We start from the raw sequence: 23,413 nt of genomic DNA, 5'->3' as shown, positions 1-23,413 counted from the left end.
GTCGAGCCGGAGCCTGTGGCGGCCGAGGTCGCGCCGGATGAGGCCGTACCGGTCGCTCCGGTTCCCGGACAGGAGGTGGCTGACGAGACCGTCGTCGGCGCTTCCGCCCGGGCTGTTGATCCCGAGGATCATCTGGATCCGGAGGGTCGAGACAACGTGACGGATGACGAGGACGCCGCGGATCCGGCGTCCGAGGTGGTCCGTGCGGAGAACGTCGAGGTGGTCGCCGTGGCGGTGCCGGCGTCCCCGCCGGTCGTGCCGGCGGCCGCGAACAGCGGCCCGGTGCGGGACGGTCTCGCGGACGTGGACGCGGTCGCCGCGCTCGGTCAGATGATCGCGGCGATCGACGAGACGGTCGCGGCGATCGCGGCCACGGCGGCCCAGGGCACGGCTGCCGCGGCCGCGCCCCGGCCCGTGACCTCCGGGCCGGTGGAGGTGCCGGCGTCGCCTCATGACGGCGATGCCGGTGCCGGCGGCCAGCAGGGGAACGGGCGGGTGGTCGACGTCGTTCGGACCGAGGCCGAGGCCCCGGCTGCTGCGGGACCCGCGGCGGCGGAGCCGGAGGCCGGTCAGCCGCCAGCGGCTGACGGCAGTGCGGAGGATGCTGGCAGCCCGGTCACACCTGCGGTTCGCCGGACGTGGTGGCGGCGGTTGTTCGTACGCGGCAACGGATGAGCTGGTGGCCCGGTGCAGAGTCCCGCTGCCGGCGGTGACGTCCTCACCGTCGGTAGCCTGGCCGGCGTAGCCCGCGCGGAGCTCGTGGCGTGTGAGCGTCATCGATCTATCAGAGGAGTGCATGTTCATGCGAGCGAGAGCGCTCGTCGCCGGGGTTGTGCTGTCGTCTCTGGCGCTTGTCGCCTGCGGCAGCCGCGCGGGTGATTCAGATCAGTCGTCGAACGGTTCGCCGACCGGTGGCACGTCGACCAACACCGCATCGGACACGGGCGTGACACCGACCGAGATCAAGGTCGGCACGATCGTCGGTATGAGCGGTGGCCTGGGCCCGGACACGTTCTCGGCGTCCCTGTACGGGGCGAGCGCCTACTTCAAGGCGCTCAACGCCCGCGGTGGTGTCAACGGGCGCACGGTCAACCTGGTGTCCTGCGACGACAAGAGCACCGGTGACGACAACGTCGCCTGTGCCCACCAGCTGGTCGACGACGAGAAGGTCTTCGCGCTGGCCGGTGTGACGGCGTTCGACTACGCCGGTGCCCAGTACATCGACTCGGAGGGCGTGCCGGACATCGGCGGCCAGCCGGTCTCCACGCAGTACGACCAGTACCCGCACCTGTACTCGATCTACGGCAGCGACTACCCGCGCGACGGCCGCCGGCCGGGCTTCGACGGGCAGCTGTACGCCGGCACCGAGAACTACCGCTGGTTCAAGGAGAAGCTCGGCGCCCGGGTCGCGGGTGTGGTCTCCTACAACATCGCCCAGTCGCAGCGGTACGCGACGGTGATCGCCGACGGGCTGCGTGCCGAGGGGTACCAGGTCATTGAGGAGCAGATCAACCTCAGCGCCCCGAACTGGGCCGCGGCCGCGCAGAACATGAAGAACCGCGGGGTCCAGATCGTGTTCGACGCGATGGAGGACACCGGCAACARCCAGCTCTGCTCGGCCATGGAACAGCAGGGCCTGAACCTGCAGGCCAAGGTCACCACCTCGCAGGGCATGTCGAGCACCCTCGGYCAGCTGTACGCCAACTCGCCGAAGTGCCGCAACAGTGTCTACGCGACGACCCAGTCGGCGACGTTCTCCGACGAGTCGATCCCGGCGGTCAAGGAGTTCCGGGACGCCATCGCGACRCACGAGCCGGACCGAGTCGCCAAGATGAACCAGTGGATGCTCGAGGGCTACGCGTCCGCGCAGTGGCTGACCGACGCGATGGAGTCCTGCGGGGCCGACCTGACCCGCACCTGCGTCGAGGAGTACATGAACCGCGACGAGCCCTACGACGGCCACGGCCTGCTGACCGCGCGCGACTTCGTGAAGGACGAGCAGCCGCCGGCCGAGCTGCGGAACTGCCTCAACGTGGCCCGCTGGCAGGACACCGCGAACGGCGGCCGGGGCGGTTGGGCCACCGAGGGCGGCGACATGAACGCCAACTGCTTCACCGTGCGGAACCTTCCGTACCCGGCGGCCTGAGCGACCGGAGCGGCGCGTAACGCGCGCAGAACGGCGAACGCCGCGTGGCCCGAGGGCCACGCGGCGTTCGTGTTGCCGTTGCCGTTGCCGGTGTCTGGTCCGGGTCGCGGTCGGGCTGCCGGCGCGGTGCTGTCAGGAGTGCGCGCCGGCAGCCAGCAGCTCGCTGGCGCCGAGCTCCGCCGGGGTGCCGGCGAAGGTGATCTCGCCGCGGTGCAGCACGTACACCATGTCGGCCAGGGCGAGCGCCTCCTCGGTGTACTGGTCGGCGAGGATCACCGTGGTGCCCGCGTCGGCGACCGTCCCGAGCCAGGCGAACAGCTCACCGGCGACCTTCGGCGACAGCCCGAGCGAGAGCTCGTCCACCATGAGCACCGACGGGCGCGCGAGCAGGGCACGGGCTAGAGCCAGCATCCGCCGCTCACCGCCGGACATGGAACCGGCCCGCTGGTTCAGACGCTCCTGCAGCCGGGGAAACGCCTCCAGGGCGGGGGTGATGTCCGGGTGGCCGCTGGCCTCGGCGATGACCTGCAGGTTGTCGCGGACGGACAGCGTCGCGAACACGGCCCGCTCGTCCGGGACGAGCATCAGGCCGCGCTTCGCCCGGTTCGTCGTGGTCATCTTCGTGATCTGCTCGCCGCGCCAGCTCAGCGTGCCGCCGCGCAGCGGGATGAGGCCGGCGAGGACGCGCAGGGTGGTGCTCTTGCCCGCGCCGTTCGCGCCGAGCAGCGCCGTGACCGCCCCGGACGGGATGGCCATCGTGATCCCGTGCAGGACCTCGATGGTGCGGTAGCCCGCGCGGGCGCCGTCCAGGAGCAGCTCGACGGCGGGCAGGTCACCCGTGCTGGCGGCACCGCTGCTGCCGTCGGCGGCGGGCGGGGCGGAATCGGTGGCGGAGTACGTCGCGGTGTTGTTGTCGGCGTGGTTGCCGGAGGTCGAGGTCACCCGGTTCTCCAGGGGCGGGCCGCTCATCGGGCGGCCGGAAAGGCAGGCTGGGGAAGCGGTGGCGAAACCCCGTTCGGCGGCGAGACACCGCCCGGGGGCGGCGCGCTGGTCGACTTCGAGGCCAGCGGGCCCTGGGCCAGGTAGACCGACCGCACGGTCGGGTCGTTGCGCACCACGTCGGGGGCGCCTTCGGCCACCACCCGGCCGCCGACCATCGCGTACACCTGGTCGACGACCGCGAACACGAGGTCCACGTCGTGGTCGACGAGCAGGATCGCCACGCCGTCGTCGGCGATCCTGCGCACCAGCGCCGAGAACCTGTCGGTCTCGGCGGCGTCCAGGCCGCTCGCGGGCTCGTCCAGGAGCAGGACGTCGGGGCGTGCGCACAGGGCCCGGGCGAACTCGACGAGCCGCAGCGCACCGGTCGGCAGGGTGCCGGCGACGGCCCCGCGGATGTCCGCCAGCTCCAGCGAGTCGAGGACCTCGTCGACGACGGCCAGGGCACTGGCGCGCCCGCGTGCCTTCAGCCCGAGCAGCCCGCCGGCGTAGTCGCGGCGCCGGTTCTCCGCGGCGACCAGCAGGTTGTCGCCCACGGTGAGGCTGGGGAACAACGACGGCACCTGGAAGGTCTGCACCAGCCCGCGCCGGGAGCGGGCGTCCGGACTCATCCGGGTGATGTCGCGCTGGCCGAGCAGCACCTTGCCACCGTCCGGCTGCTCCACACCGGTGAGCAGACTGAACAGTGTCGACTTCCCGGCGCCGTTCGGGCCGATGAGGCCGGTGATCTGGCCCCTCGGGACGTCCATGCTGACGTTCTCGACGGCGGTCAGCCCGCCGTAGCGGCGGACGAGGTCACGTGCCCGCAGATCGTTGCGGCTCATCAGACACCTCTCTCGACCGGGAGTCCGGGCAGGCGCTGGCGGTGCCCGGCACGGTTCTGGCCGTCGGCGGAGGCGTCCGCCGCGGCCCGCATGCTGGGGAGCGTCTCCAGGGCCAGGCCGCTGCGGGCGGTGTGGGTCGCGACCGCGGTGAGCAGTGCCTCCCCGAACGCGGTCGGGGCGGGTGCCCCGGCGGGAAGCACGACGCGGACGGCGCTGCCCGCCGCGCCGGCCCCACCTGCGCGGCCCGCGCCGCCCGGGCTCGCCGCGCTGCCGGCTCCGGTCAGCCGGCTGGCTGCGGCGTGGTCGGTGTGCGGCGACGGGACGAACTCGTCCGCCAGCACCCGCGCGACCCACGCGATGCCGCCGCGGACGGCGGACATGAGGCCGCCCGGCATCCAGCCGAGCGCGAGCGCGAGGATGCCGACGGCCAGGATCGACGAGCCCGCCGGGGCGAGCACGTCGATGGCGACGATGAAGCCCGCCGCGATGATGGCGCCGGCGGCGCTGTCCGCGCCGAAGACGATCACCGCGGTGAACCACAGCAGGCTCTGCAGCGGTGCGAAGTCGTCGGTGGCGAACGACGACGCGCTGAAGGTGATCAGCCCGCCGCCGAGAGCGGCCACCACCGAGGAGATCGTGAACGCCAGCAGCTTGAGGTTGCGGACGTCCACACCCACGGCCGCGGCGCCCTCGGTGTGGTCGCGCACCGCCAGCAGCGCCCGGCCGAGCCGGCCGTGGTGCAGGTTGCGCACGACCAGCAGGCCGATGGCGAGGCAGACCAGCTCGAAGAAGTAGAAGGCCTTGTCGTTCAGCTCGGCGCCGAACAGCGTCAGCGGGTCGACGTACAGGCCGGAGGCGAAGTCGGGCTGCTCGAAGACGAACCGGCTCACGACCGCACCGACGGCGAAGGTCGTCAGCGCCAGGGTCAGGCCGCGCCGGCGGATCGCGGGCCAGCCGGTGATCAGCCCGATCGGGGCCACCAGCAACGCGCCGAGGAACATCGCCCAGATGCCGGGGATCTCGGGCAGCCCGAAGAAGTCGCCGTTGGCCAGTTTCAGGGTGAACAGTGCGCCCAGGCCGGCATACCCGGCGACGCCGAGGGAGAGCTGGCCGCTGTACCCGGTCAGGATCACCAGCGACAGGAAGACCAGGGCCAGCGCCGGGACCATGAACGCCGAGCGCAGGTCGGCCGGGGCGAAGGTCAGGGGCGCCAGCAGCAGCGCGGCCCCGCCCAGCTTCCCGAGGATGTCCCGGCGGGCCTCATACCGGCTGATCGGGCCGGACGGGGGCGCGCCGCGGCTGGAGAAGCTCCCGGTGGCGCCCGAGTCGCCGTTGCCGAGCTCCCGCAGCCTGGGCACGACGAGGAGCAGCACCAGCAGCGCGACGATGAACAGGTTCGACTGCAGGACGGTGAAGATCGTCCCGAGATCGCCGTCGAAGGTGAACTGCTTGAGCTCGCTCTGCGCGATGGCGATCCCGAGCGCGGTCAGCACGGCGACCGGCAGGCTCGCCAGCCGGGCGGCGACGACGACCGCGAACGTCTCCAGGACGAGCAGCGTGAGCCCGTACGGGTTGAGCCGGAACTGCGGCGCCAGCAGGATGCCGGTGAGCCCGGCCAACGTGGTGCCGAGCGCCCAACCGGCCGCGGCCACCTTGTCGGCGGGCACTCCGGAGAGCTCGGCGAGCTGCCGGTCGTCGACCACGGCGCGGACCTGGCGGCCGAACCGGGTCTTCGCTGCCAGCAGGCCGAGGACCACGCAGAAGACGACGACCAGGGCGAGTTCGGCGAGGGCGTCCACCCCCACCCGGGTGTCACCGAGGAGGGTGACGGACTCCCGCGGGAAGATGCTCGGCGCGTCGGTCCGGCTGCCCAGGCCCCAGATGCCAGCGGTCATGCCGAGGGTCAGCACCAGGACGCCGAGGCTCGCGACCAGCGATTCGGCAGCTGAGGCGCGCCGCCGGGCGAGCGGGCGGAAGACGAGGCGTTCCAGCAGAAGGCCGATGCCGGGGGAGAGCACCGCGAGCGCGATGACCGCGGCCAGCCAGATCGGCAGCCCCCACTCGACGACCATCTCGCGGAAGACATAGGCGACCAGGGTGGCGATGCCGCCCTGGGCGAAGTTCAGAACGCCGTTGGTCCGGTAGGTGACCAGCACACCAATGCCGGACAGAGCGGCTATCGCGCCGAGGGAGATACCGGTCAGCGCAAGATCGATACTGGTCATCCGGTCACTCCGCGGATGGTCGCGGGAACGGGTCGGTCAACGGGCCCGCGCCCCTGTCGACGGTGCCCATCGGTCTGCCGGACCCGCTCAGAACCGCTGGCCGGACACGGCGGCGGCGTTGGCCTGCCCCGTGACCGAGTGACCCTGCACGCCGTGGCCCGGCCCCCCGTGGCCCGGAACGGCCTGGGGGTTCGGAGCACCCGCGCGGTCCGCGTCGGCAGCACCGCTGGCTGCCGCGGCGATGATCAGGGTGTGCAGGTCGTCCATCTGGCTTGCGAGCCGGCTCTGGGTCGCCTGGGTGGCATCCACCCGGTCGGCGACCAGCAGGGCGCTGCCCACGAGGACCAGCGCCAGGCCGCCGAAGCCACCCGACACCACGTAGGGCAGCTGGTAGGCGACCTCGGTCTCCTTGGAGACACCCAGGTAGCAGCCGAGGAGAAGGACTCCGCCTGCTGCCGCGACGACCCACCCCCGCAGCGCTCGCACGACATCGACGACGAGGCGCGACGTAGGTCGCGCTCCGGCGGCGGCAGCGGTCTGCTCGTCCACTTTCGTCTCCCCCAAGGAGCGTGTCGGCTGTGCCCATCGCCGCGATGCGCCACGGGGCACGTCGAGCGTGCCCCGCCGTGCAACGGATCCCCGACGACAGCCGCCAGATTAGTGTGCGGAGCTCACCAGGTGGAGTGTCAGGTTGCCGCGAGGGCTGTTCCCGGCAGGGCGTTGCCGGGAACAGGACATCCGTCCGGATGCCTCCCTGGGAGGATATGACCTGCTTTCAAACGACTTTCGGGGCGTGTCATCTCAGGTACGTGTCGGCAACCGGTCACCGTCCGTTGGACAGATTTTTTCTGTCTGATGACGATTTACCAACCATCGTTGGTGAAGACCACCGGAAGGTGGTGGTGACCTGTGCTCAGGCCTCGGCGCGCCCCGCCTCTGCCAGGCCGCTTCCGGTGAGCCCGCCCACCGCCTGGAACTCGTCGACCTGCCCGGGCTCGTCCAGCTCGCTGGGCTGCCGGGGGCGCGGCGGCGCGAACACCGGCGCGGAGACTGCGGCGCAGAGCCCGTCGGCGAGCGGGTCGCCGTACGGCGGGTCGCCGGACACCGGGTCGCCACCGGCCCGGCCGGCGTCAACCGGGGCCGTGCGGGGGGCGGGGACGACCGGTTCGCAGCGCTCGGCCCACACTCGGCGCCGGCCCGCGGTGGCGCGGTCCTCCACCTCCAGCGGGGTCGGCACGCCGTGCAGCACGGCCTGCAGGTGCGCCCACTCATGGGCGCGATCCCAGCTCGGGAACGACCCGAGGTGTTCGCCCTCGTAGTCGTAGACGTGGAAAGGACGGCCCACCTGCTCCCCTCTCCCCGGGGGGAGGACGCGGCCACCTGGCAGCGTGCTCCCGCTGATCAGCTTCGGTCGGTTCATCGTGTCACGCCGGCCCGGAGCCGATCGGGCATACCGGCGAAACCCGCGCCGGAATTCGGTCGGGTCGGCGTTTCCACGGGTGTGACGGGTGTGTCAGGACACGATCGGGACGTCGCTGCGGCCCGCCGCGACCGCTTCGAGCACGGCCGTCGACCGCCAGGCGTCCTCGACGATCTTCTCGATTGTCGAGGACGGCGAGTTCCAGCCCAGGTCGGCGCGGATCCGCCGGCTGTCGGCGATCAGCGCCCGCGGCTCGGGCACCGCCGGCAGCGTCACCCGGGGCAGGTCGCGCCCGGTCACGCTTTCCACGGTCGTCAGAACGTCGGACACGCTCACTCCGACGCCGGATCCGACGTTGTAGACCGCGCAGCGGCCGGGCACGGTGGCCCGCAGCGCCGTCAGATAGGCCCGGGCCATGTCGACCACGTGCACGTACTCGCGGATCGACGCGCCGTCGCCGTTCACCCGGAAGGCGTCGCGGCGGCCGGAGGCCACCCCGAGCGCCGCCGGGATGATCCGGCTGCTGTCGCGGTCGGTGTGCGAGCCGACGGCGCCGGCCACGTTGAACGAGCGGAGCACGACCGCGCCGAGGCGGCCGGTCGAGGCCTGGTAGGCCACCGCCTGTTCGGCGGCGAGCTTCGAGGCACCGTAGGGACTGGTCGGCTGCGGGGTGCGGGTCTCCGGGATCGGCGAGGTGCCGGTGTCCCCGTAGACGGCGCAGCTCGAGCCGAAGACGAACCGCGGGGCGACCCCGGTTGCCCGGGTGCCCGCGTCGAGGGCGGCCAGCAGGTTGATGGTTCCGGTGACGTTCGCGGCGTAGTACCGCAGCGGTGTCTCGCGGGATTCCCGCACCCGGGTCAACGCGGCCAGATGGCACACCCCGTCGAACCCGCGGCTGACACCGGCCGCGGCGAGCTGCCGCGGGTCGAGGAGGTCCGCCTGGACCACCTCGACCATCCGCGACAGTCTCACTCGCGCCGAGGCGTCCCGGACGAGGGCGGTCACCTGGTGTCCGGCGGCTGAGAGCAGGTCAGCGGTGACACCGCCGACGAACCCGGAGGCGCCGGTGACGAGGATGCGCACAGGAATCTGATCAGACCGCTGCCCGCATGCGCAGGCCCGGCAGGAGGGTCTCCCGGTGGCGCCAGGCGAGCTCCAGGCAGGCGGCGGCCGACGGAGCCAGCGGCTCGGTGTCGACCAGTCGGCGCAGCGAGGCCTGGGTGAACGGGATCCCCTCGTGGGCCTGGCGGCCCGGGCCGGTCGACACGACCGACCCCTCGGCGTTCGTGCGGACCATGTCCGCGAACAGCGAGTCGAACGTGTCGGCCTCCACGACCAGCACGGTGAGGATCTCACCGAACAGGGTCAGGGCGTCCAGGCCCATCCCGAAGCAGAAGACCCGCAGCGTGCCGGCGCGCCGGGCCTGCTCGAAGGAGCGGAACGGCTCGTCGGTGTCGTAGTCGATCGGCCGCGACGAGCTGCCGTCGTGCTCGGCGTTGCCGAGCAGTTCCTCGCTCAGCTCGCGCATCACGTTGCGCCACAGGTCGAAGTCGGCGTCGTGGTGGAACGGCGTGATGCCGGACGGCTGGAACACCCCGGCGGGCAGCACGTGGTAGACCCCGCCGGCGGTGGCGACCGAGCCCGCGCTGCGACGGTGCAGCACGAAACTCGCGCTGCCCCGGTCGAGGCGGATGGTCAGGGTGTTGATGGACGGCAGCGCCACCCGGCCAGCCAGGTCGAACGGGTCACCGATGCGGCGCCGGAACGGCAGCGCGGGCCAGGCGAGCTCGCCGCCCATCATCGCCGCCGCGGTCTCGTGCGCCACGGTCTCGCAGACGTCGACGGCGTCGAAGTAGGTGGTGTGGCCGAAGGTGAGGGTGGGGGCGGCGCCCTCCGCCTCGGCGACGTCGAGCAGCCGGAAGCTGAGCCGGTTCTCGAACAGGGTGGGCCGGTCGAGGTCGCGCATGGCGCGGGTGTAGCGCTGGTAGCGGGACTGCGCGCCGCCGTCGCCGACGAGCGGGCGGGTGGCGTCGGCCTCGGGCTCGCTGCCGCTGATCGCCGCCTCGGCGGCCGACTCCTCCCACCGCAGGCCGATGTCGTTGATGTCGACGGGGGTGTCCCACACCCAGCCGGGCCGGGCGAGCAGGCCGTTGCCCAGACGGTAGGTCTCCGGGTACAGCCGCGCGGCCGCACGGGCCAGGCTGATCCGGTGGTGGTTCAGGTGGTCCCGGGTCAGCCGCCAGGCACGCTGGCTGCCGGCGACCTTCTCCACCGCCGAGCCGCGCGGTGGCTCACGGCGGCGGTCAGCCAGACCACCGGGGGCGAGTCCGACGTCCTCGGGCGACAGCCCGAGGTTGCGTGCGATGTGGCGCAGCGTGGAGATGTCGTGGATCGCCCGCCGACCGCTCTCGACCTTCGACACATAGGACTGGTCGAAGCCGAGGAGATCGGCGAGTTGCTGCTGGGTCAGGCCATGGGCCTGCCGGTACGCCCGTAGCAGCGACCCGATTCCAACACTTGTTGGAGTCGGCCGCGGTGGGGTCCACAGCCAGGTTTGTCCAGTCACCCGCTGTCCTCTCGTCCGGCGTCGGAGTAACGCSAAGTGAGCATAACGAGTCAGGCATCTGAGGGCGGGCACACATAAAACGTGCTGTGCGCATTATGTGTCATTTATAGCGGACCGCGACATCGTCGATACCTGCTGTTATTGACGGCGGGACGGGGTGAACTCACAGTGCGACGTTCCGGCGCTGTGGCGGGCGTCTGGGGCGGCCCGCCGGGGGAGCACGTCTCGGCCATTCGGACCGCATCTGAGGCCTTCCGGCCCGCCGTGACGAGGGTCACCGGTTGGCGGCCCCGTCCGCCAGGTCAAGGAAGACCACGATGACGATCAGCGCAAAGACCCAGCGCAGCAGGCCCATCCGACCCCACACCTCACGGACCAGGCCGCGCCCGGCGCGGTGGCCGGCCCAGAGGAGGGCGAGCAGTGCGCCACCGACGACGACCAGGAAAACCCCGGCATAGCTACGGTCCACGCCCCTGACGATCTCATGGGTGGGCGGTTCTTGGGACAGTAACTGAGTGGGTACACGCGTGATCGCGCGTAACGGGCCGACTGAAGGTCCTTGTTGTGATTCACGGGCCCCTGATCGGCCGATGATGGCTACTCTGAGTCAACAGGGCATGTGTCGTGAATCACACGACCTGGTGGGTGTTTCGGGCCGCTGTCAGGCATACCCAGGGGTGCGGCGGGGTATGCAGGGGCCCGCACTGGCGCGGCGGGGTGCCGGGCCCGCCGCGCGGGCCACCCCGGACCAGTCGGGGCAGCCCGGATGGAGTAGCCCCGGGTAGTCCGGACGGACGGTTCGGCACAGTCCGGACGGCAGGTGAGGGGGGCCGTGCCGCCGGTTCGCCCGATGTGGTGCGCCGGGCCGTTGTCATCCCTACCCTGGTCCGGATGTCCACGGTCCCGAGGTCGACGGCGTTCCTGACCGACCACTACGAACTGACCATGCTGCGTGCCGCCCTGCGCTCGGGCGCGGCCGGGCGCAGGGCGGTCTTCGAGGTCTTCACCCGGTCGCTGCCCGCCGGGCGCCGGTACGGCGTCGTCGCCGGGACCGGCCGCCTGCTTGCCGCGATCGAGGACTTCCGCTTCGGCGCCGCCGAGATCGAACACCTGACGGCGTACGGCGTCGTCGACGCGGACACCGCCGACTGGCTCGCCTCCTACCGCTTCCGCGGTGACATCACCGGCTTCGCCGAAGGCGAGCCCTTCCTCCCGGACACTCCGGTCCTGGTGGTGGAGGGCACGTTCGCGGAGTGCGTGCTGCTCGAGACACTGGTGCTCTCGGTGCTCAACCACGACAGTGCGATCGCCGCGGCCGGCGCCCGGATGATCGCCGCGGCGGGGGAGCGGCCCTGTCTGGAGATGGGCGGGCGTCGCACCCACGAGCAGGCTGCGGTGGCCGCCGCCCGCGCCGCCTACATCGTCGGCTTCGCCGCCACCTCCAACCTGGAGGCGGCCCGCGACTACGGCGTGCCCAGCGTGGGCACCAGCGCGCACGCCTTCACGCTCGCCCACGACAGCGAGGCGGAGGCCTTCGCCGCACAGGTGGCGGCCCTCGGTGCCGACACCACCCTGCTGGTCGACACCTATGACGTCCACGCCGGCATCGCGAACGCCGTCGCCGCGGCCGGTGCCGGGGAACTCGGCGCCATCCGCCTCGACAGCGGCGACCCGGTCACGGTCGCCCGGGCGGCGCGCGCCCAGCTTGACGAGCTCGGCGCGGCGGCGACCCGGATCGTCGTCACCGGAGACCTCGACGAGCACGCGATCGCCCGGCTGGCCGCCGCACCGGTCGACAGCTACGGCGTCGGTACCAGGCTGGTGACCGGTGCGGGCGCCCCCACCGCCGGCTTCGTCTACAAGCTGGTCGAGGTCGACGGCCATCCCGTTGCCAAGGCCTCGATCGGCAAGGCGACCCGCGGCGGCCGCAAGGACGTCCTGCGCCGTCTCGGCCCGGACGGGACGGCGGTGGCCGATCTGGTCATGAGCCGCCCGCTGGCTGACGGATCGGCGCCGTCCCCGGCCTCGGTCCCGTCTCCGGTGCCGGCCGCGAGGGGGGCGGACCGTTCTCTCCTTGTACCTCTGGTGCGCTCGGGTGAGCTGGTGGACGGGGCACTCGTCGGCGCCGCGGGTGTCGCCCGGGCCAGGGCACACCACCGGTCGGCGTTGGAGTCGCTGCCGGCGGGTGCCCGTGACGTGGCCTTCGGCCGTCCATGCCTGCCGGTTGTCTTCGCAGGGGAAGGCATGCGGACGTCCGCCTGACCGCGCGTGGGCGGGGGTGCCGGCACAGGTGCCGGCAGACCCCGCCAGACTTGACCGGTGGCCCGGGTTCCGCCGACGAACGTCGCGTCCGGGGGGTCCGGAGCGGCGGGCGCCCCGGACCGGTCAGCCGGTCCCGGTGCGGACCGGGCCCGGATCCCGGCGGTCGCCGTGAGCGTGGACATCGTGCTCCTCACCCTTCGCGCGGGCCGGCTGTGCGTCCTCGTCATCCAGCGGGCCGGCGAGCCGTTCCGTGGATCCTGGGCGCTGCCCGGTGGTTTCGTCGGCCCGGACGAGGATCTCGACACCTCGGCCCTGCGGCAGCTCGCCGAGGAGACCGGGGTCACCACCGCCGGGCACCTGGAGCAGCTGCGGACCTACGGCTGCCCGCAGCGCGACCCGCGAGGCCGGGTCGTCAGCGTCGCCTACCTGGCGCTGCTCCCGAACCTGCCCCAGCCGACGACCGGGCGGGACGGCCCGCGGGCCCGCTGGTGGCCCGTCGGCGACCTCGACTCCGCGGACGGCCCGACCCTGGCGTTCGACCATCCCCAGATCGTCGTCGACGGGGTCGAGCGGGCGCGGAGCAAACTGGAGTACACGCCGCTGGCTGCCGCCTTCTGCGAGGAGCCGTTCACCCTTGCGGACCTGCGCCGGGTATACGAGGCCGCCTGGGGCGTCGCGCTCGATCCGCCGAACTTCCGGCGCAAGGTCCTCTCCACCCCCGGCTTCGTCGTCGCTGTCGGCCAGCGGGCCTCCCCGCGGGGAGGCGGGCGCCCGGCCGAGCTCTACCGGCGCGGCGCGGCGACCGCGCTGTACCCTCCGCTGCTGCGCCGTACTGTCTGACCGCCCACCCGAATCCGGCCTTCGGTGCCGGCCGTCCAGCCACCGCGCGGCAGACCGGGGAGCGGTGTGGTTACCGTGTGCGACAGCAGGGCTGCCGTCGCGAGTTGGTGAAGGGGAGGGGTAACAATAGACCCCGTGTCCGTCACCGCCGTGTCGCCGGTCGAGGTCGAGGATGTCGAGGACGTCCCCGAGGAAGACCGCCTCTGGGTCACCATCGTCTGGAACGACCCGATCAACCTCATGTCGTATGTGACGTATGTCTTCCGCAAGCTGTTCGGCTACAGCGAGACGAAGGCGACCAAGCTCATGCTCGACGTCCACCACAAGGGCCGTGCCACCGTCACATCCGGCACCCGCGAGGAGATGGAGGCGGCCGCGGAGCGGCTGCACACCTATGGGCTCTGGGCCACCATCGCGCAGGACTGACCGCCCGGGCCGCGGCCGGGCGGGCGGGCCGGGCCGTTCCGGCGCCGCCCGCGACGGCGGGTCCGACGGCGTCTCAGACGGGCCTGAAGGCGACTCGGGCGGGTCCGACGGCGGCCCGGGGAGCGGCCGGGGGCCCGTTCTCGGCACGGGCGGCGGCCCCGCTTCCGGGGCCCGCCGGTGGCGTCCGCGTGGTCCCCTTCCGTGGGTGCGGCGCGGGCTTCGGATGATCGGCGTGACCAGCCGGTGGCTGCGGGTCGTAGGCTGGCTGCCGGTACCGTCGGGCCCGCCCGCGGGTGCCCGCCGGCGGCTGGCGGCCTGGCGCCGGCGGATCATGGCCTGGCAGATGACGACAACCCTGGGGCGGAGGCGTGTGAACGGGTTCCGGCGAACCAGCGCCGGCATCGAGCTGCGGCTTCCCCAGCTCGAGTCGACACTGCTCACCGAGCTGCTGGAGCAGGTGGAGGGGCTGCTGCAGCCGCCCCCGGTCGACGATCCGCTGGAGGCGCTCGTCGGTCTGCGGGACACCGCCCCGCCGCCGCCGGAGGACCCGGCGGTGGCCCGGCTGCTCCCCGACCCCTATCCGGACGATCCGATGGCCTCCGGCGACTACCGCCGCCGCCGGACGGACGACGCGCTGGCCCGTCGCCGCGACGCGGCCCGGCGGGTGCTGGCCGCCGTTCCCGCCCCCGGGACAGTCCTGGTGCTCGACGACGAGTCCGCCCAGGACTGGCTGACTGTCCTCAACGACCTGCGTCTCGTGCTCGGGACTCGGCTCGGGCTCACCGACGACGAGTCGACCGAGGAGCTCGACCGGCTGGTTCCGGACGACCCGCGCGCCCCGGTCGCCGCTGTCTACAACTTTCTGACCGAGCTGCTCGACGAGCTGACCCGGACCATGCTCTGACCGGTGCTGTGACCTTGCTGTGATCCCGTCCCAGGGGGCTGCCCGGTCCTGAAGTGGGGCGCCGCCCGGGGGCCGCGCGAGTGCTGCGGCCTGCCGCGGGCAGGCCGAGGCGGGGGATGTGTCCGCATGGACGCCCGATCCGGCCCGTCCGCGTCGTACGGTTGTCGCGTGCTGCGCATCGACCGAACCCACTACGAGGCGATCGTCGCCCACGCCCGCCGTGACCATCCCGACGAGGCGTGCGGGCTCATCGCCGGTCCCATCGGGTCGGACCGGCCGGAGCGGTTCGTCCCGATGCTCAACGCGGAGCGGTCGCCCACCTACTACCGCTTCGACGACGCCGAGAAGCTCCGGGTCTTCCTCGAGATGGACGACCGCGACGAGGAGCCCGTCGTGATCTACCATTCGCACACGGCGACCGAGGCGTACCCGTCGCGGACGGATGTCTCCCAGGCCAGCATCCCGGACGCGCACTACGTRCTCGCCTCCACCCGCGACCCCGAGACCACCGAGTTCCGGTCCTTCCGCATCGTCGACGGCGCGGTTACCGAGGAGCAGGTGGAAATCGTCTGAGCCCGCTGTGACGTTGCTGTAGGGGGCGTCACGACCCGGGCATGGCGGGGTGGGGGCTGTCAGCATGGCCTCCGGCCAGCCCGGCCGCAGCTGTCCGACCGCAAGCAGAGACGCATCCACGTCGCCCACGCCGGGCGACGCGCCACGGCGGCCCCGCCGTCGGCGACCGAGGAAGGAGCACCATGGCAGTCCAGGTCCGTGTGCCGACGATCCTGCGCAGCTACACCGGAGGCGCCAAGCTGGTCGAGGGCACGGGCGACACGCTCGCCRCGCTCTTCCTGGATCTTGACGCCCGCCACGCCGGGCTGCGCTCCCGCCTGATCTCCAGCGACGGCGAAGGTGAGCTGCACCGCTTCGTCAACATCTACATCAACGACGAGGACGTCCGCTTCCTCGGCGGCCTCGACGCCAAGCTGAGCGACGGCGACAACGTCACAATTCTCCCCGCCGTGGCCGGTGGCTCCGCCGGGGACACCCCACTTCTCTGATCAGGGCGGCAGGTCCCTTCTCATGCGTTACGACTCCCTGGTGGACTCGGTAGGCCGTACCCCGCTGGTCGGCCTGCCGAGGCTGTCTCCCTCGGCGGAGGTCCGGCTCTGGGCAAAGCTGGAGCAGGACAATCCCACCGGATCGATCAAGGACAGAGCGGCCCTGTGGATGATCGCGGACGGGGAGAAGCGCGGCCTGCTCTCCCCGGGCGCGACCATCCTGGAACCGACGTCCGGCAACACCGGTATCTCGCTGGCGATGGTGTGCAGCCAGAAGGGATACCGGCTGATCTGCGTGATGCCGGAGAACACCTCCGTGGAGCGTCGCCAGCTGCTCCAGATGTGGGGGGCCGAGATCGTCTCCTCGCCGGCCGCCGGAGGCTCGAACGAGGCGGTGGCTGTGGCCAAGCGGCTCGCCGCCGAGAACCCGGACTGGGTCATGCTGTACCAGTACGGCAATCCGGCGAACGCGCAGGCCCACTACGAGACGACCGGCCCGGAGATTCTCGAGGATCTGCCGACCATCACCCATTTCGTCGCCGGGCTGGGCACCACCGGCACGCTGATGGGCACCGGCCGGTACCTGCGTGAGCATGTACCCGGTATCTCGATCGTGGCCGCGGAGCCCCGCTATGGCGAACTCGTCTACGGGCTGCGCAACATCGACGAGGGGTTCGTCCCGGAGCTCTACGACCCCTCGGTGCTGACCTCGCGGTACTCGGTCGGCCCGCGGGAAGCCCTGCGCCGCACCCGGGAGCTGGTGCAGCAGGAGGGCATCTTCGCGGGGATCTCGACCGGCGCGATCCTGCATGCCGCGCTGGGCCAGGCCGAGCGGGCGGTGCGAGACGGTCGGCGGGCCGACATCGCGCTCATCGTCTGCGACGGTGGGTGGAAGTACCTGTCGACCGGTGCCTACGCGGGCACCCTCGCCGAGGCCGAGGCGGCGCTGGAAGGCCAGCTGTGGGCCTGACGGCGCTTGACGGCGGCACGGCGGCTGGCGGCGGCACGGCGGCCGCGTAGCCGCGGCTCGTCGGGTGGGCTCAGCCGGAGGCGGACGCCGGGGGCGCAGTCGCCGGCGGCAGGGTGGCGATGAAGGCGGCGAGGTCGCGCAGAGCCTTGCCCCGGTGGCTGATCCGGTCCTTCTCCTCGGCGGTCAGCTCGGCGTTCGTCCTGGTCTCGCCATCGGCGACGAACAGCGGGTCGTAACCGAACCCGCCGCTGCCCTGCCCCTCGGCGAGCAGCCGCCCACGCAGCGAGCCGTGGACGACATGCTCGGTCCCCTCCGGGGTGACCAGCGCCGCGGCGCAGACGAAGGCCGCGCCACGGCGCGGCGGTTCGACATCGTCGAGCTGGGCGAGCAGCAGGGTGTTGTTCGCCGCGTCCCGCTCGGCCCGGCTTCCGCCCCGGGCGCCGGCCCAGCGGGCCGAGCGCACGCCGGGCATGCCGGCGAGCTCGTCCACGGTGAGGCCCGAGTCGTCGGCGATGGCGGCAAGTCCCGTCGCGGCGACCGCCGCCCGGGCCTTGATCAGTGCGTTCTCGGCGAAGGTGGACCCGGTCTCGGCGACCTCCGGGCCGTCAGGAAGCGGCAGTACCTCGACTCCCAGGCCGGTGGCGGCGAGGATGCGGTGCAGCTCGCGCAGCTTCCCCTCGTTGCGGCTGGCCAGGACGACCTGCCGTGGCCGCCGCGGCCCCTCGGGGGTGTTCACCGGGAGCCGGCCGATTTCGGCGCCGAGGCGGCGCGCTGAGGGGTGGGCGGCCCGGCCGGCGCCGGGAGCGCCAGCGCCGCGTTCTGAATCTCGGTGAGCCGCGCGCACCCGCCGACCGCGAGATCGAGAAGCTGGTCGAGTGCGGCCCGGTCGAACGGGGCCCCCTCCGCCGTTCCCTGGACCTCGACGAAGCCGCCCGTGCCGGTGCAGATGACGTTCATGTCGGTGTCGGCCGTCGAGTCCTCGGTGTAGGCGAGGTCGAGCATCGGGACGCCCTTGACGATCCCGACGCTGACCGCGCACACGCTGCTGACGATCGCTCCGGGCCGGCCGAGCCACCGGCAGGCATCCGCCAGCGCGACGTAGGCGCCGGTGATGGCGGCGGTGCGGGTGCCGCCGTCGGCGAGCAGCACGTCACAGTCGATGGCGATGGTGTTCTCGCCGAGCGCCTTCAGGTCGATCGCGGCCCGCAGGCTCCGCCCGATCAGGCGGGAGATCTCGTGCGTGCGGCCGCCGATGCGCCCGCGGACCGACTCGCGGTCGTTGCGGGTGTGCGTCGCCCTGGGCAGCATCGAGTACTCGGCCGTCACCCAGCCGAGCCCGCTGCCCTTGCGCCACCGCGGGACGCTCTCTGTGACGGAGGCTGCGCACAGCACCCTGGTGAGCCCGGCGGAGATCAACGCAGACCCCTCCGCGTGCTCCTGCCAGCCCCGTTCGATCGTGATCTCGCGGAGCTCGTCGGTCTTCCTGCCATCGACTCGGATCACGGGAGGAGACCCTATCGGCGGGGTGCGACAGTCGTGCGGGCGACCGGCACCGCGCGGGTTCAGACCTCGTAGATCGCGCCGGTGCTCGCAAGGCTGAGATCGCCGTCGAAGGCGTCCCGGGCCTCGCCGTGCGTGCGCTCCACGTTGCCCCACGGCACCAGGTGTGTGAGGACGAGGCGGCCGACGTCCGCGCGGGTCGCGTGCTCACCGGCGTCCTTGCCAGTCAGGTGCAGATCCGGCGGGTTGTCCTCACCGTCCAGGAAGGAGGCCTCGCACAGGAAGAGGTCGCTGCCCTGCGCCAGCCGGACGAGCCGGTCGCACACGCCGGTGTCGCCGGAGTAGGTCAGCGTGCGGCCGCCGGCGGTGACCCGCACCCCGTACGCCTCGATCGGATGGGCGACCCGCGCGAGGTCGATGCGGAACGGGCCGATGTGCAGGCGCCCTGGCCCGATCGTGCGGAAGTCGTAGATGTCGGCGAGGGAGTCCTCCGGCCAGCGCTCGAAGGCGCCGCACAGCCGCTCCTGGGTGTTGATCGGTCCGTAGACCGGCAGCTTCGGCGGCATCCCCTCGGGGTGGTAGCGCCGCGCGTAGGACGTGGCGACCAGGTCGAGGCAGTGGTCACCGTGCAGGTGGCTGAGCAGGACGGCGTCGACGTCGCGGATGTCGCAGTGGTGCTGCAGCTCGCCGACGGAGCCGTTGCCGGCGTCCAGCACGAGCCGGAAGCCCTCGTCCTCGATCAGGTAGGACGAACAGGCGGACGTGGGCCCCGGGTAGGTGCCCGAACAGCCGAGGATCGTGAGCTTCATCGTGCTGCCACCTCCGCCTGGCGGGGCGCGGGCATGGCGGCGAGGCCGACCGCGGTGATCTCCGGGCCGAGGAACCGGCGGCCCACCCGGGCGAACACGCCCGGGTCGCCCGTCGTCAGGAACCGGTGGACCGGTGGTGGCAGGGCGGGGTCGCGGAACAGCCCGTCGCGGGCGAGGACCCGGTAGGTGTCCTTTGCCGTCTCCTCCGCGCTGCTCACGAGTGTGACCCCCTCGCCCATGACGAGACCAATCACACCGGTCAGCAGAGGATAGTGGGTGCATCCAAGAATCACTGTGTCCACATCGGCTTCCTGCAGCGGCGCGAGATACGCCTCGGTCAGTCCCAGCAACTGCCGCCCGGACGTGATGCCGCGCTCGACGAAGTCGACGAAAGCCGGGCATGCCACGCTTACCAGCTCGGTGCCCGAGGCGGCGGCGAAGGCGTCCTCGTAAGCCCGGCTGGTGATGGTGGCGACGGTTCCGATAACTCCCACCCGGCCACTCCGTGTTGCGGCTACGGCACGGCGGGTCGCGGGCACAATGACCTCGACCACCGGTACGTCGTAGCGTTCCCGGGCGTCGCGAAGGCATGCCGCGCTCGCGGAGTTGCACGCGATGACCAGAAGTTTCACGCCCGCGGCGACGAGATGGTCCAGCGCGGCCAGGGCGTGCCGGCGGACCTCGGCGATCGGCCGCGGGCCGTACGGGGCGTTCGCGGTGTCGCCGATATAGAGCAGTGGCTCTCCTGGTAGCTGGTCCAGGATCGCGCGCGCAACGGTGAGACCACCGACTCCACTGTCGAACACCCCGATGGGCGCGCCACTCATGAGCGATGAGACTAAGCCGGAAACCCGGCGCTCACCCTGTGGCTGTCATCACTGGACCGCTGTCCGATCCCGGACAGTGCACGCGTCACGGACATGCTGGGCGTCACCGACAGTCCCACCCATTCCAACCCGGGACGTTTCGGCCCACGTCACACGATGTCTGGACGATACGGCAGTGGTCACCCACGGGCCGGCGGCCACCCCTGCCRTGGGTTCGCCGATGGTCCCGCCGCCCGCCGTGACGGATCTCTCGCCTGCGGCGCTCGCCTGCGCCCGGCCGGCCAGTGAGCGTCGCCGCCTGCGTTCGGACGGGTACRCCATACGGGGACAGGGGCAGCAAAGGGGGTGTACGCTAGAACTGCCTGTAGTCGATCAGTGACTAAAAGCGATCGGCCAGGTAGGTTGAGGACGCGACTGAGGTGTCCGGGTCGTTCCAATCATCCGTCCCCGGCCCGTGACACCCCAGTCGCATCCTCGATCTTGCGCTTCCGCCTCCCGGCGGGCCGCCGCGAATGCCCGGAGCCGTCGCGGAAGCCGTCGCGGATCCCGCCATCTGTCGAGGTGGCGTGGCCCGCGCGGACTTGGCGCAACCGCCGCCGCCGCGGGCTCGCAGGCGAGCCGCCGCCTACCGCGCATGGTGATCCGTGTTGCCGCTGACCTGCGGCGCTGTGACCTGACGTCACTGTCGGGTTGGCGTCGATCGCCCCCCGCGGGCCGGTCTGAGGCGTAGGAAAGCACCGTGGCTCGGTTCAACATTGCGACGGTCGGCGCGCTGGCCGTCACGGCCGGGATGGCTGCCGGCTCCGCCGACTCGCCGCGGCCAGCATGGGTGCTTCTGGTCGGAATGATCACTTTCGTCGTCCTGGGGGTCAACATCACTGCCTGGCTTGTGGTCCCAAGGGTCATCGGATCCGCCTTCGCCGCCACGCCGCCGCTACCCGCCGAGCCGGGCTTCTACGGCCGCGACCGCGACACGGACTGGTCCTCCTCCTCGGAGTGGCAGCCCGAGGCGTGGTCGTCAAGCTGGGACTACGCGGGCAGTGACGGTGTGGACGGCTCCGAAGGAGCCGACGACGACTGGCCAGCCCACCGCCAGGGCAGCCGGCACCGCCGCGACCGTGACACCGGTCCCGGCCCGGCCACCGGACCAACCACCGGACCATTCGGCTTCTCGCGGAACTCCGGCCACGGCCCGACGGCCGGCGACCACCGCGCCGCGGGCGACAACTGGTCCGTCACCCCCGGCTCCGCGCCCGGCGCCGCCGACAGCGCGTAGCCATCGGCTCGGGACCCGACGCAGGCTCAGGAAAGCAGGATGTCCCGATGCCTCCAGGCGAGCGCGACCAGCGCGGCACCGGCTGCCTGCACCGGCTCGTCCCGGAGCAGCCGCTCCACGGTCCGTTCGGTGAACGGGATGCCGGCGAAGACGGATCCCTCCGCGTTCGTGGCCACCAGGCCGGCGAACAGGGCGTCGAACACCGGCGCCTCGAAGACCGCAACCGTGAGCAGATCGGTGGCGAAGGTCAGCGGATCGACACCGAGACCGAGAACCGAGATCCGCACCCCACCGTCACGGCGGGCCTGTGCAAGGCTCGCGGCGAACGGCCAGGCACCGTAGTCGATGGGCTGGCGGTCGCTGCCGTACTCCTCCGCGGTGCCGAGCAGCTCCTCGGAGTACTCCCGCGTGATCGCCCGCCACAGGTCGAAGTCGTTGCGGAGGTTCCACTCCGCCGGGCCGGACGGCTGGAAAATGCCTGCCGGCACCACCTGCAGCAGCCCCCCGGCGTGACCGACCTTCGTCGGGTCCCGGCGGTGGAGAAGCATCGTCGCCTTCCCGGTCTCGCCGGCTGCGCCGGCCGTGCGGTCGAGGCGGATCGTCAGGGTGCAGACGGCGAGGTTCGCCGGCCGCCGCCGGAGGTCCCACGGCTCACCCACGGCCCGTCGCAGCGTCCGGTCGGGACCCGCGGCGAACTCGTGGGCGCATGCCTCTCCGACGTCGATGCCGTCGAAGTAGCGACCGAGACCGAAGGTCATTGCACCGCGCCCACCCGGCAGTGACAGATCCGCGTCGTGCAGCCGGTAGGTGGGCAGGTCCACGAACATCGCCGGCCGGTCGAGCGCGGCCATCGCCGCGGTATAGCCCGGGTAGCGGCGCCCCCCGGAGTCCACCGGACGGACGTCCTCGCTGCCCGGCCCGCGACCGGTCACCATGCCCGGATTCGCCTCGCCCTTGAGGTCCGCGGTGAGTTCGATCGTGACGGCCGAGAGCGGCAGCGGCTCGGCCGGGATCCACCGCTGGGCGGCCACCAGTGGGGTGCCAACCACCTGCGCGGACCGCGGGTACTCCCGCGCCGCCTGCAACGCCAGCTCGAACCGCTGCCGCTTCAGCTCGCCGCGGGCACGAAGCCAGGCAAGCTCGCTCGTCGTCCGGCTGATGCCGGTTTCCGTACCCGTGGTGCCGCCGTCCGGTGACACGGTCGTCATCCCGCCTGCTCCCTTTCCGTGGGGCCGGGCGGATTCCGACGCTCGCCGTCGCGCCCGCGATCATTCTGCGGCCGGGCTACGCCGAGGGCTTCGGCGGTCCCTCCGGTCGTGTCGACGGCCGCCGACGGCCGCCGACGGCCGCCGTCCCCGGCCGCCGCCGACGGCCGGGGACGGCGGCGGCGGGGCCACCACATCCGTCCAGTCGGCTCGCCGGTGCTAATCGCCGGTAAATTTCCGCAGCTGGACGGGTTAACGTGGCGATTGGGTGGGCACTATTGCGGGGCACCAGTGGTGGCGCGCCCCAGGGCGCCCGCCTGTCCCTGTAGCCGCACTATGACGGGCCGATCAAGCACTCATGGGGGGCGTCGCGCGACGTTTCCAGCCGGATGCGCGGTAGTTTCCGGAGGAATCGCTGCATGATTCGCCGGGCCGTGGACCCCGCCGACCCGCCGCCGCCCCATGGCGCGCGCAATGGCCGGTTCGTCACTGGCTCGCCCGTTCTGTACCAGCCGCCGACCGCCCGACATTTCCCGTGGAGCCCTGGCCCGATGAATTCCGGGACGATCGCACTCGTCAATGCGGACCGTGACGCCCTTGGGTGTTACCGCGTGCCGATGGTGAGAAATCCGACGTGGGGGCGCTCCCTCCGTCGCGCCGCCACCGCTGCGTCGCCGACGAGTGCGACGCTTGGCCGGTACGCGACCGGCCGGGGCACACCAGCCGGTTCCCCCCGTGGAGTGGGCGGCCAGCCAGTGCACGACCAGTCAATGCGTGACCGGCGAAGGCTCGACCCGTCGATGCCTGACCGGTCAGCGCCGCCGGACGCGAGAAGACCGAGACACTGCCGGTGCCATGAGGCACCCGGTTGGAGGTGACGCCGTGATGTTCCTGCCGCTCCTGCTCGGCCGGGTCGGATCCCGGGTTCGGGGTCAGCGGGCCCGAACCCGCCCAGCCGCGGCCACCGCGACTCCGACGCCGCGCGTGGACCCAGAGGTCTGCTCCCACCCGGCCGACGCGCTCACCAGCGTTCCGGCTGGACGGCTGAGTCGTGTCTGGATTCAGACCTGCCAGTGCGGCAGGCAGTGGACGCTGCAGCCCTGACCACTCTGAGGCGACCTGAGGCGCTGCCTGTCTCTCGGATGTCGAGATA

At 72.1% G+C, this 23,413-nt stretch carries 22 protein-coding genes and 1 pseudogene; 10 read left to right on the top strand and 13 right to left on the bottom strand.

Translation table 11 applies throughout. The features are described from left to right. Positions 1–675, top strand: a pseudogene (locus CC117_RS21410) (hypothetical protein); the annotation flags it as partial. Between the two features lie 127 nt (positions 676–802). Then, positions 803–2,146 carry an ABC transporter substrate-binding protein gene (locus tag CC117_RS21405; protein ID WP_071086936.1) on the top strand — a complete coding sequence of 448 codons (1,344 nt, stop codon included), beginning with the start codon at positions 803–805 and terminating at the stop codon, positions 2,144–2,146. A gap of 132 nt (positions 2,147–2,278) precedes the next feature. On the opposite strand, the gene CC117_RS21400 is transcribed toward CC117_RS21405, so the two are convergent. From CC117_RS21400 to CC117_RS21365, 8 genes are all read right to left on the bottom strand, one after another. Continuing rightward, positions 2,279–3,088 carry an ABC transporter ATP-binding protein gene (locus tag CC117_RS21400; protein WP_084132513.1) on the bottom strand — a complete coding sequence of 270 codons (810 nt, stop codon included), beginning with the start codon at positions 3,086–3,088 and terminating at the stop codon, positions 2,279–2,281. 23 nt (positions 3,089–3,111) lie between these two features. Continuing rightward, positions 3,112–3,969, bottom strand: a complete 858-nt coding sequence (locus CC117_RS21395; protein WP_071086887.1) for an ABC transporter ATP-binding protein — start codon at positions 3,967–3,969, stop codon at positions 3,112–3,114. Continuing rightward, a complete protein-coding gene (locus tag CC117_RS21390; RefSeq protein ID WP_071086885.1) occupies positions 3,969–6,194 on the bottom strand; it encodes an ABC transporter permease in 2,226 nt (741 codons plus the stop codon). Before CC117_RS21390 ends, CC117_RS21395 begins: the two co-directional genes overlap by 1 nt. Positions 6,195–6,281: 87 nt before the next feature. Then, the gene (locus CC117_RS21385) at positions 6,282–6,743 is read right to left on the bottom strand and encodes a transporter (protein WP_071086883.1); all 462 of its coding nucleotides are present in this window, start codon (positions 6,741–6,743) and stop codon (positions 6,282–6,284) included. Positions 6,744–7,107: 364 nt separating this feature from the next. After that, the gene (locus CC117_RS21380) at positions 7,108–7,539 is read right to left on the bottom strand and encodes a hypothetical protein (RefSeq protein ID WP_071086881.1); all 432 of its coding nucleotides are present in this window, start codon (positions 7,537–7,539) and stop codon (positions 7,108–7,110) included. A 168-nt stretch (positions 7,540–7,707) separates the two neighbouring features. After that, on the bottom strand, positions 7,708–8,697 hold the full coding sequence (locus tag CC117_RS21375) for an NAD-dependent epimerase/dehydratase family protein (protein WP_071086879.1): 990 nt from the start codon (positions 8,695–8,697) through the stop codon (positions 7,708–7,710). A 10-nt stretch (positions 8,698–8,707) separates the two neighbouring features. Next, on the bottom strand, positions 8,708–10,180 hold the full coding sequence (locus CC117_RS21370) for a helix-turn-helix domain-containing protein (RefSeq protein WP_071086877.1): 1,473 nt from the start codon (positions 10,178–10,180) through the stop codon (positions 8,708–8,710). A gap of 274 nt (positions 10,181–10,454) precedes the next feature. After that, positions 10,455–10,649, bottom strand: a complete 195-nt coding sequence (locus CC117_RS21365) for a hypothetical protein (protein ID WP_071086875.1) — start codon at positions 10,647–10,649, stop codon at positions 10,455–10,457. A gap of 422 nt (positions 10,650–11,071) precedes the next feature. Here CC117_RS21365 and CC117_RS21360 point away from each other — a divergent pair, with 422 nt between their 5' ends. From CC117_RS21360 to CC117_RS21330, 7 genes are all read left to right on the top strand, one after another. Beyond that, on the top strand, positions 11,072–12,442 hold the full coding sequence (locus CC117_RS21360) for a nicotinate phosphoribosyltransferase (RefSeq protein WP_241830301.1): 1,371 nt from the start codon (positions 11,072–11,074) through the stop codon (positions 12,440–12,442). Between the two features lie 174 nt (positions 12,443–12,616). After that, complete coding sequence (locus CC117_RS21355) at positions 12,617–13,282, top strand: NUDIX hydrolase (RefSeq protein WP_407673567.1); 666 nt, start codon at positions 12,617–12,619, stop codon at positions 13,280–13,282. Positions 13,283–13,417: 135 nt separating this feature from the next. Beyond that, positions 13,418–13,708, top strand: a complete 291-nt coding sequence (gene clpS, locus CC117_RS21350) for an ATP-dependent Clp protease adapter ClpS (protein WP_071086870.1) — start codon at positions 13,418–13,420, stop codon at positions 13,706–13,708. A 343-nt stretch (positions 13,709–14,051) separates the two neighbouring features. Beyond that, positions 14,052–14,612 carry a DUF2017 domain-containing protein gene (locus tag CC117_RS21345; protein ID WP_071086931.1) on the top strand — a complete coding sequence of 187 codons (561 nt, stop codon included), beginning with the start codon at positions 14,052–14,054 and terminating at the stop codon, positions 14,610–14,612. Positions 14,613–14,780: 168 nt separating this feature from the next. Then, a complete protein-coding gene (locus CC117_RS21340; protein WP_071086868.1) occupies positions 14,781–15,185 on the top strand; it encodes a Mov34/MPN/PAD-1 family protein in 405 nt (134 codons plus the stop codon). 182 nt (positions 15,186–15,367) lie between these two features. Then, on the top strand, positions 15,368–15,673 hold the full coding sequence (locus CC117_RS21335; RefSeq protein ID WP_071086866.1) for a MoaD/ThiS family protein: 306 nt from the start codon (positions 15,368–15,370) through the stop codon (positions 15,671–15,673). A gap of 22 nt (positions 15,674–15,695) precedes the next feature. Then, positions 15,696–16,643: a PLP-dependent cysteine synthase family protein gene (locus CC117_RS21330; RefSeq protein WP_071086865.1), complete on the top strand. Its 948-nt coding sequence runs from the start codon at positions 15,696–15,698 to the stop codon at positions 16,641–16,643. Between the two features lie 70 nt (positions 16,644–16,713). Here CC117_RS21330 and rdgB read toward each other — a convergent pair whose 3' ends face one another. The 4 genes from rdgB to murI are packed head-to-tail and all read right to left on the bottom strand — an operon-like array spanning position 16,714 to position 19,779. Further along, on the bottom strand, positions 16,714–17,379 hold the full coding sequence (gene rdgB / locus CC117_RS21325; protein WP_071086863.1) for an RdgB/HAM1 family non-canonical purine NTP pyrophosphatase: 666 nt from the start codon (positions 17,377–17,379) through the stop codon (positions 16,714–16,716). Next, entirely contained in the window at positions 17,376–18,146 is a 771-nt protein-coding gene (rph, locus tag CC117_RS21320; RefSeq protein WP_071086861.1) for a ribonuclease PH, read from the bottom strand. The genes rdgB and rph overlap by 4 nt, the downstream gene beginning before the upstream one ends. Before the next feature lie 59 nt (positions 18,147–18,205). Further along, positions 18,206–18,952 carry an MBL fold metallo-hydrolase gene (locus CC117_RS21315; RefSeq protein WP_071086859.1) on the bottom strand — a complete coding sequence of 249 codons (747 nt, stop codon included), beginning with the start codon at positions 18,950–18,952 and terminating at the stop codon, positions 18,206–18,208. Next, a complete protein-coding gene (gene murI, locus CC117_RS21310) occupies positions 18,949–19,779 on the bottom strand; it encodes a glutamate racemase (protein WP_071086857.1) in 831 nt (276 codons plus the stop codon). The genes CC117_RS21315 and murI overlap by 4 nt, the downstream gene beginning before the upstream one ends. A gap of 739 nt (positions 19,780–20,518) precedes the next feature. Here murI and CC117_RS21305 point away from each other — a divergent pair. Continuing rightward, positions 20,519–21,055, top strand: coding sequence for a hypothetical protein (locus CC117_RS21305; protein WP_241830300.1), 537 nt, complete (start codon positions 20,519–20,521; stop codon positions 21,053–21,055). A gap of 26 nt (positions 21,056–21,081) precedes the next feature. Here the strand turns inward: CC117_RS21305 and CC117_RS21300 are convergent, their stop codons facing one another. Continuing rightward, the gene (locus CC117_RS21300; protein ID WP_071086855.1) at positions 21,082–22,263 is read right to left on the bottom strand and encodes a transcriptional regulator; all 1,182 of its coding nucleotides are present in this window, start codon (positions 22,261–22,263) and stop codon (positions 21,082–21,084) included. Positions 22,264–23,413 lie beyond the last annotated feature (1,150 nt).

Origin of the sequence: Parafrankia colletiae, assembly GCF_001854655.1 — a bacterium.
Lineage (GTDB): Bacteria > Actinomycetota > Actinomycetes > Frankiales > Frankiaceae > Parafrankia > Parafrankia colletiae.
Note: the sequence above shows the minus strand (reverse complement) of the source record. Positions and strands in the feature narration are given on the sequence as shown.

Excerpts from the sequence above, each read along its gene's own strand:
- CC117_RS21395 (WP_071086887.1), bottom strand. The coding sequence starts at position 3,969 with ATGAGCCGCAACGATCTGCGGGCACGTGACCTCGTCCGCCGCTACGGC.
- CC117_RS21390 (WP_071086885.1), bottom strand. The coding sequence starts at position 6,194 with ATGACCAGTATCGATCTTGCGCTGACCGGTATCTCCCTCGGCGCGATA.
- CC117_RS21360 (WP_241830301.1), top strand. The coding sequence starts at position 11,072 with ATGTCCACGGTCCCGAGGTCGACGGCGTTCCTGACCGACCACTACGAA.
- CC117_RS21345 (WP_071086931.1), top strand. The coding sequence starts at position 14,052 with ATGACGACAACCCTGGGGCGGAGGCGTGTGAACGGGTTCCGGCGAACC.
- CC117_RS21330 (WP_071086865.1), top strand. The coding sequence starts at position 15,696 with ATGCGTTACGACTCCCTGGTGGACTCGGTAGGCCGTACCCCGCTGGTC.
- CC117_RS21315 (WP_071086859.1), bottom strand. The coding sequence starts at position 18,952 with ATGAAGCTCACGATCCTCGGCTGTTCGGGCACCTACCCGGGGCCCACG.
- murI (WP_071086857.1), bottom strand. The coding sequence starts at position 19,779 with ATGAGTGGCGCGCCCATCGGGGTGTTCGACAGTGGAGTCGGTGGTCTC.
- CC117_RS21300 (WP_071086855.1), bottom strand. The coding sequence starts at position 22,263 with ATGACGACCGTGTCACCGGACGGCGGCACCACGGGTACGGAAACCGGC.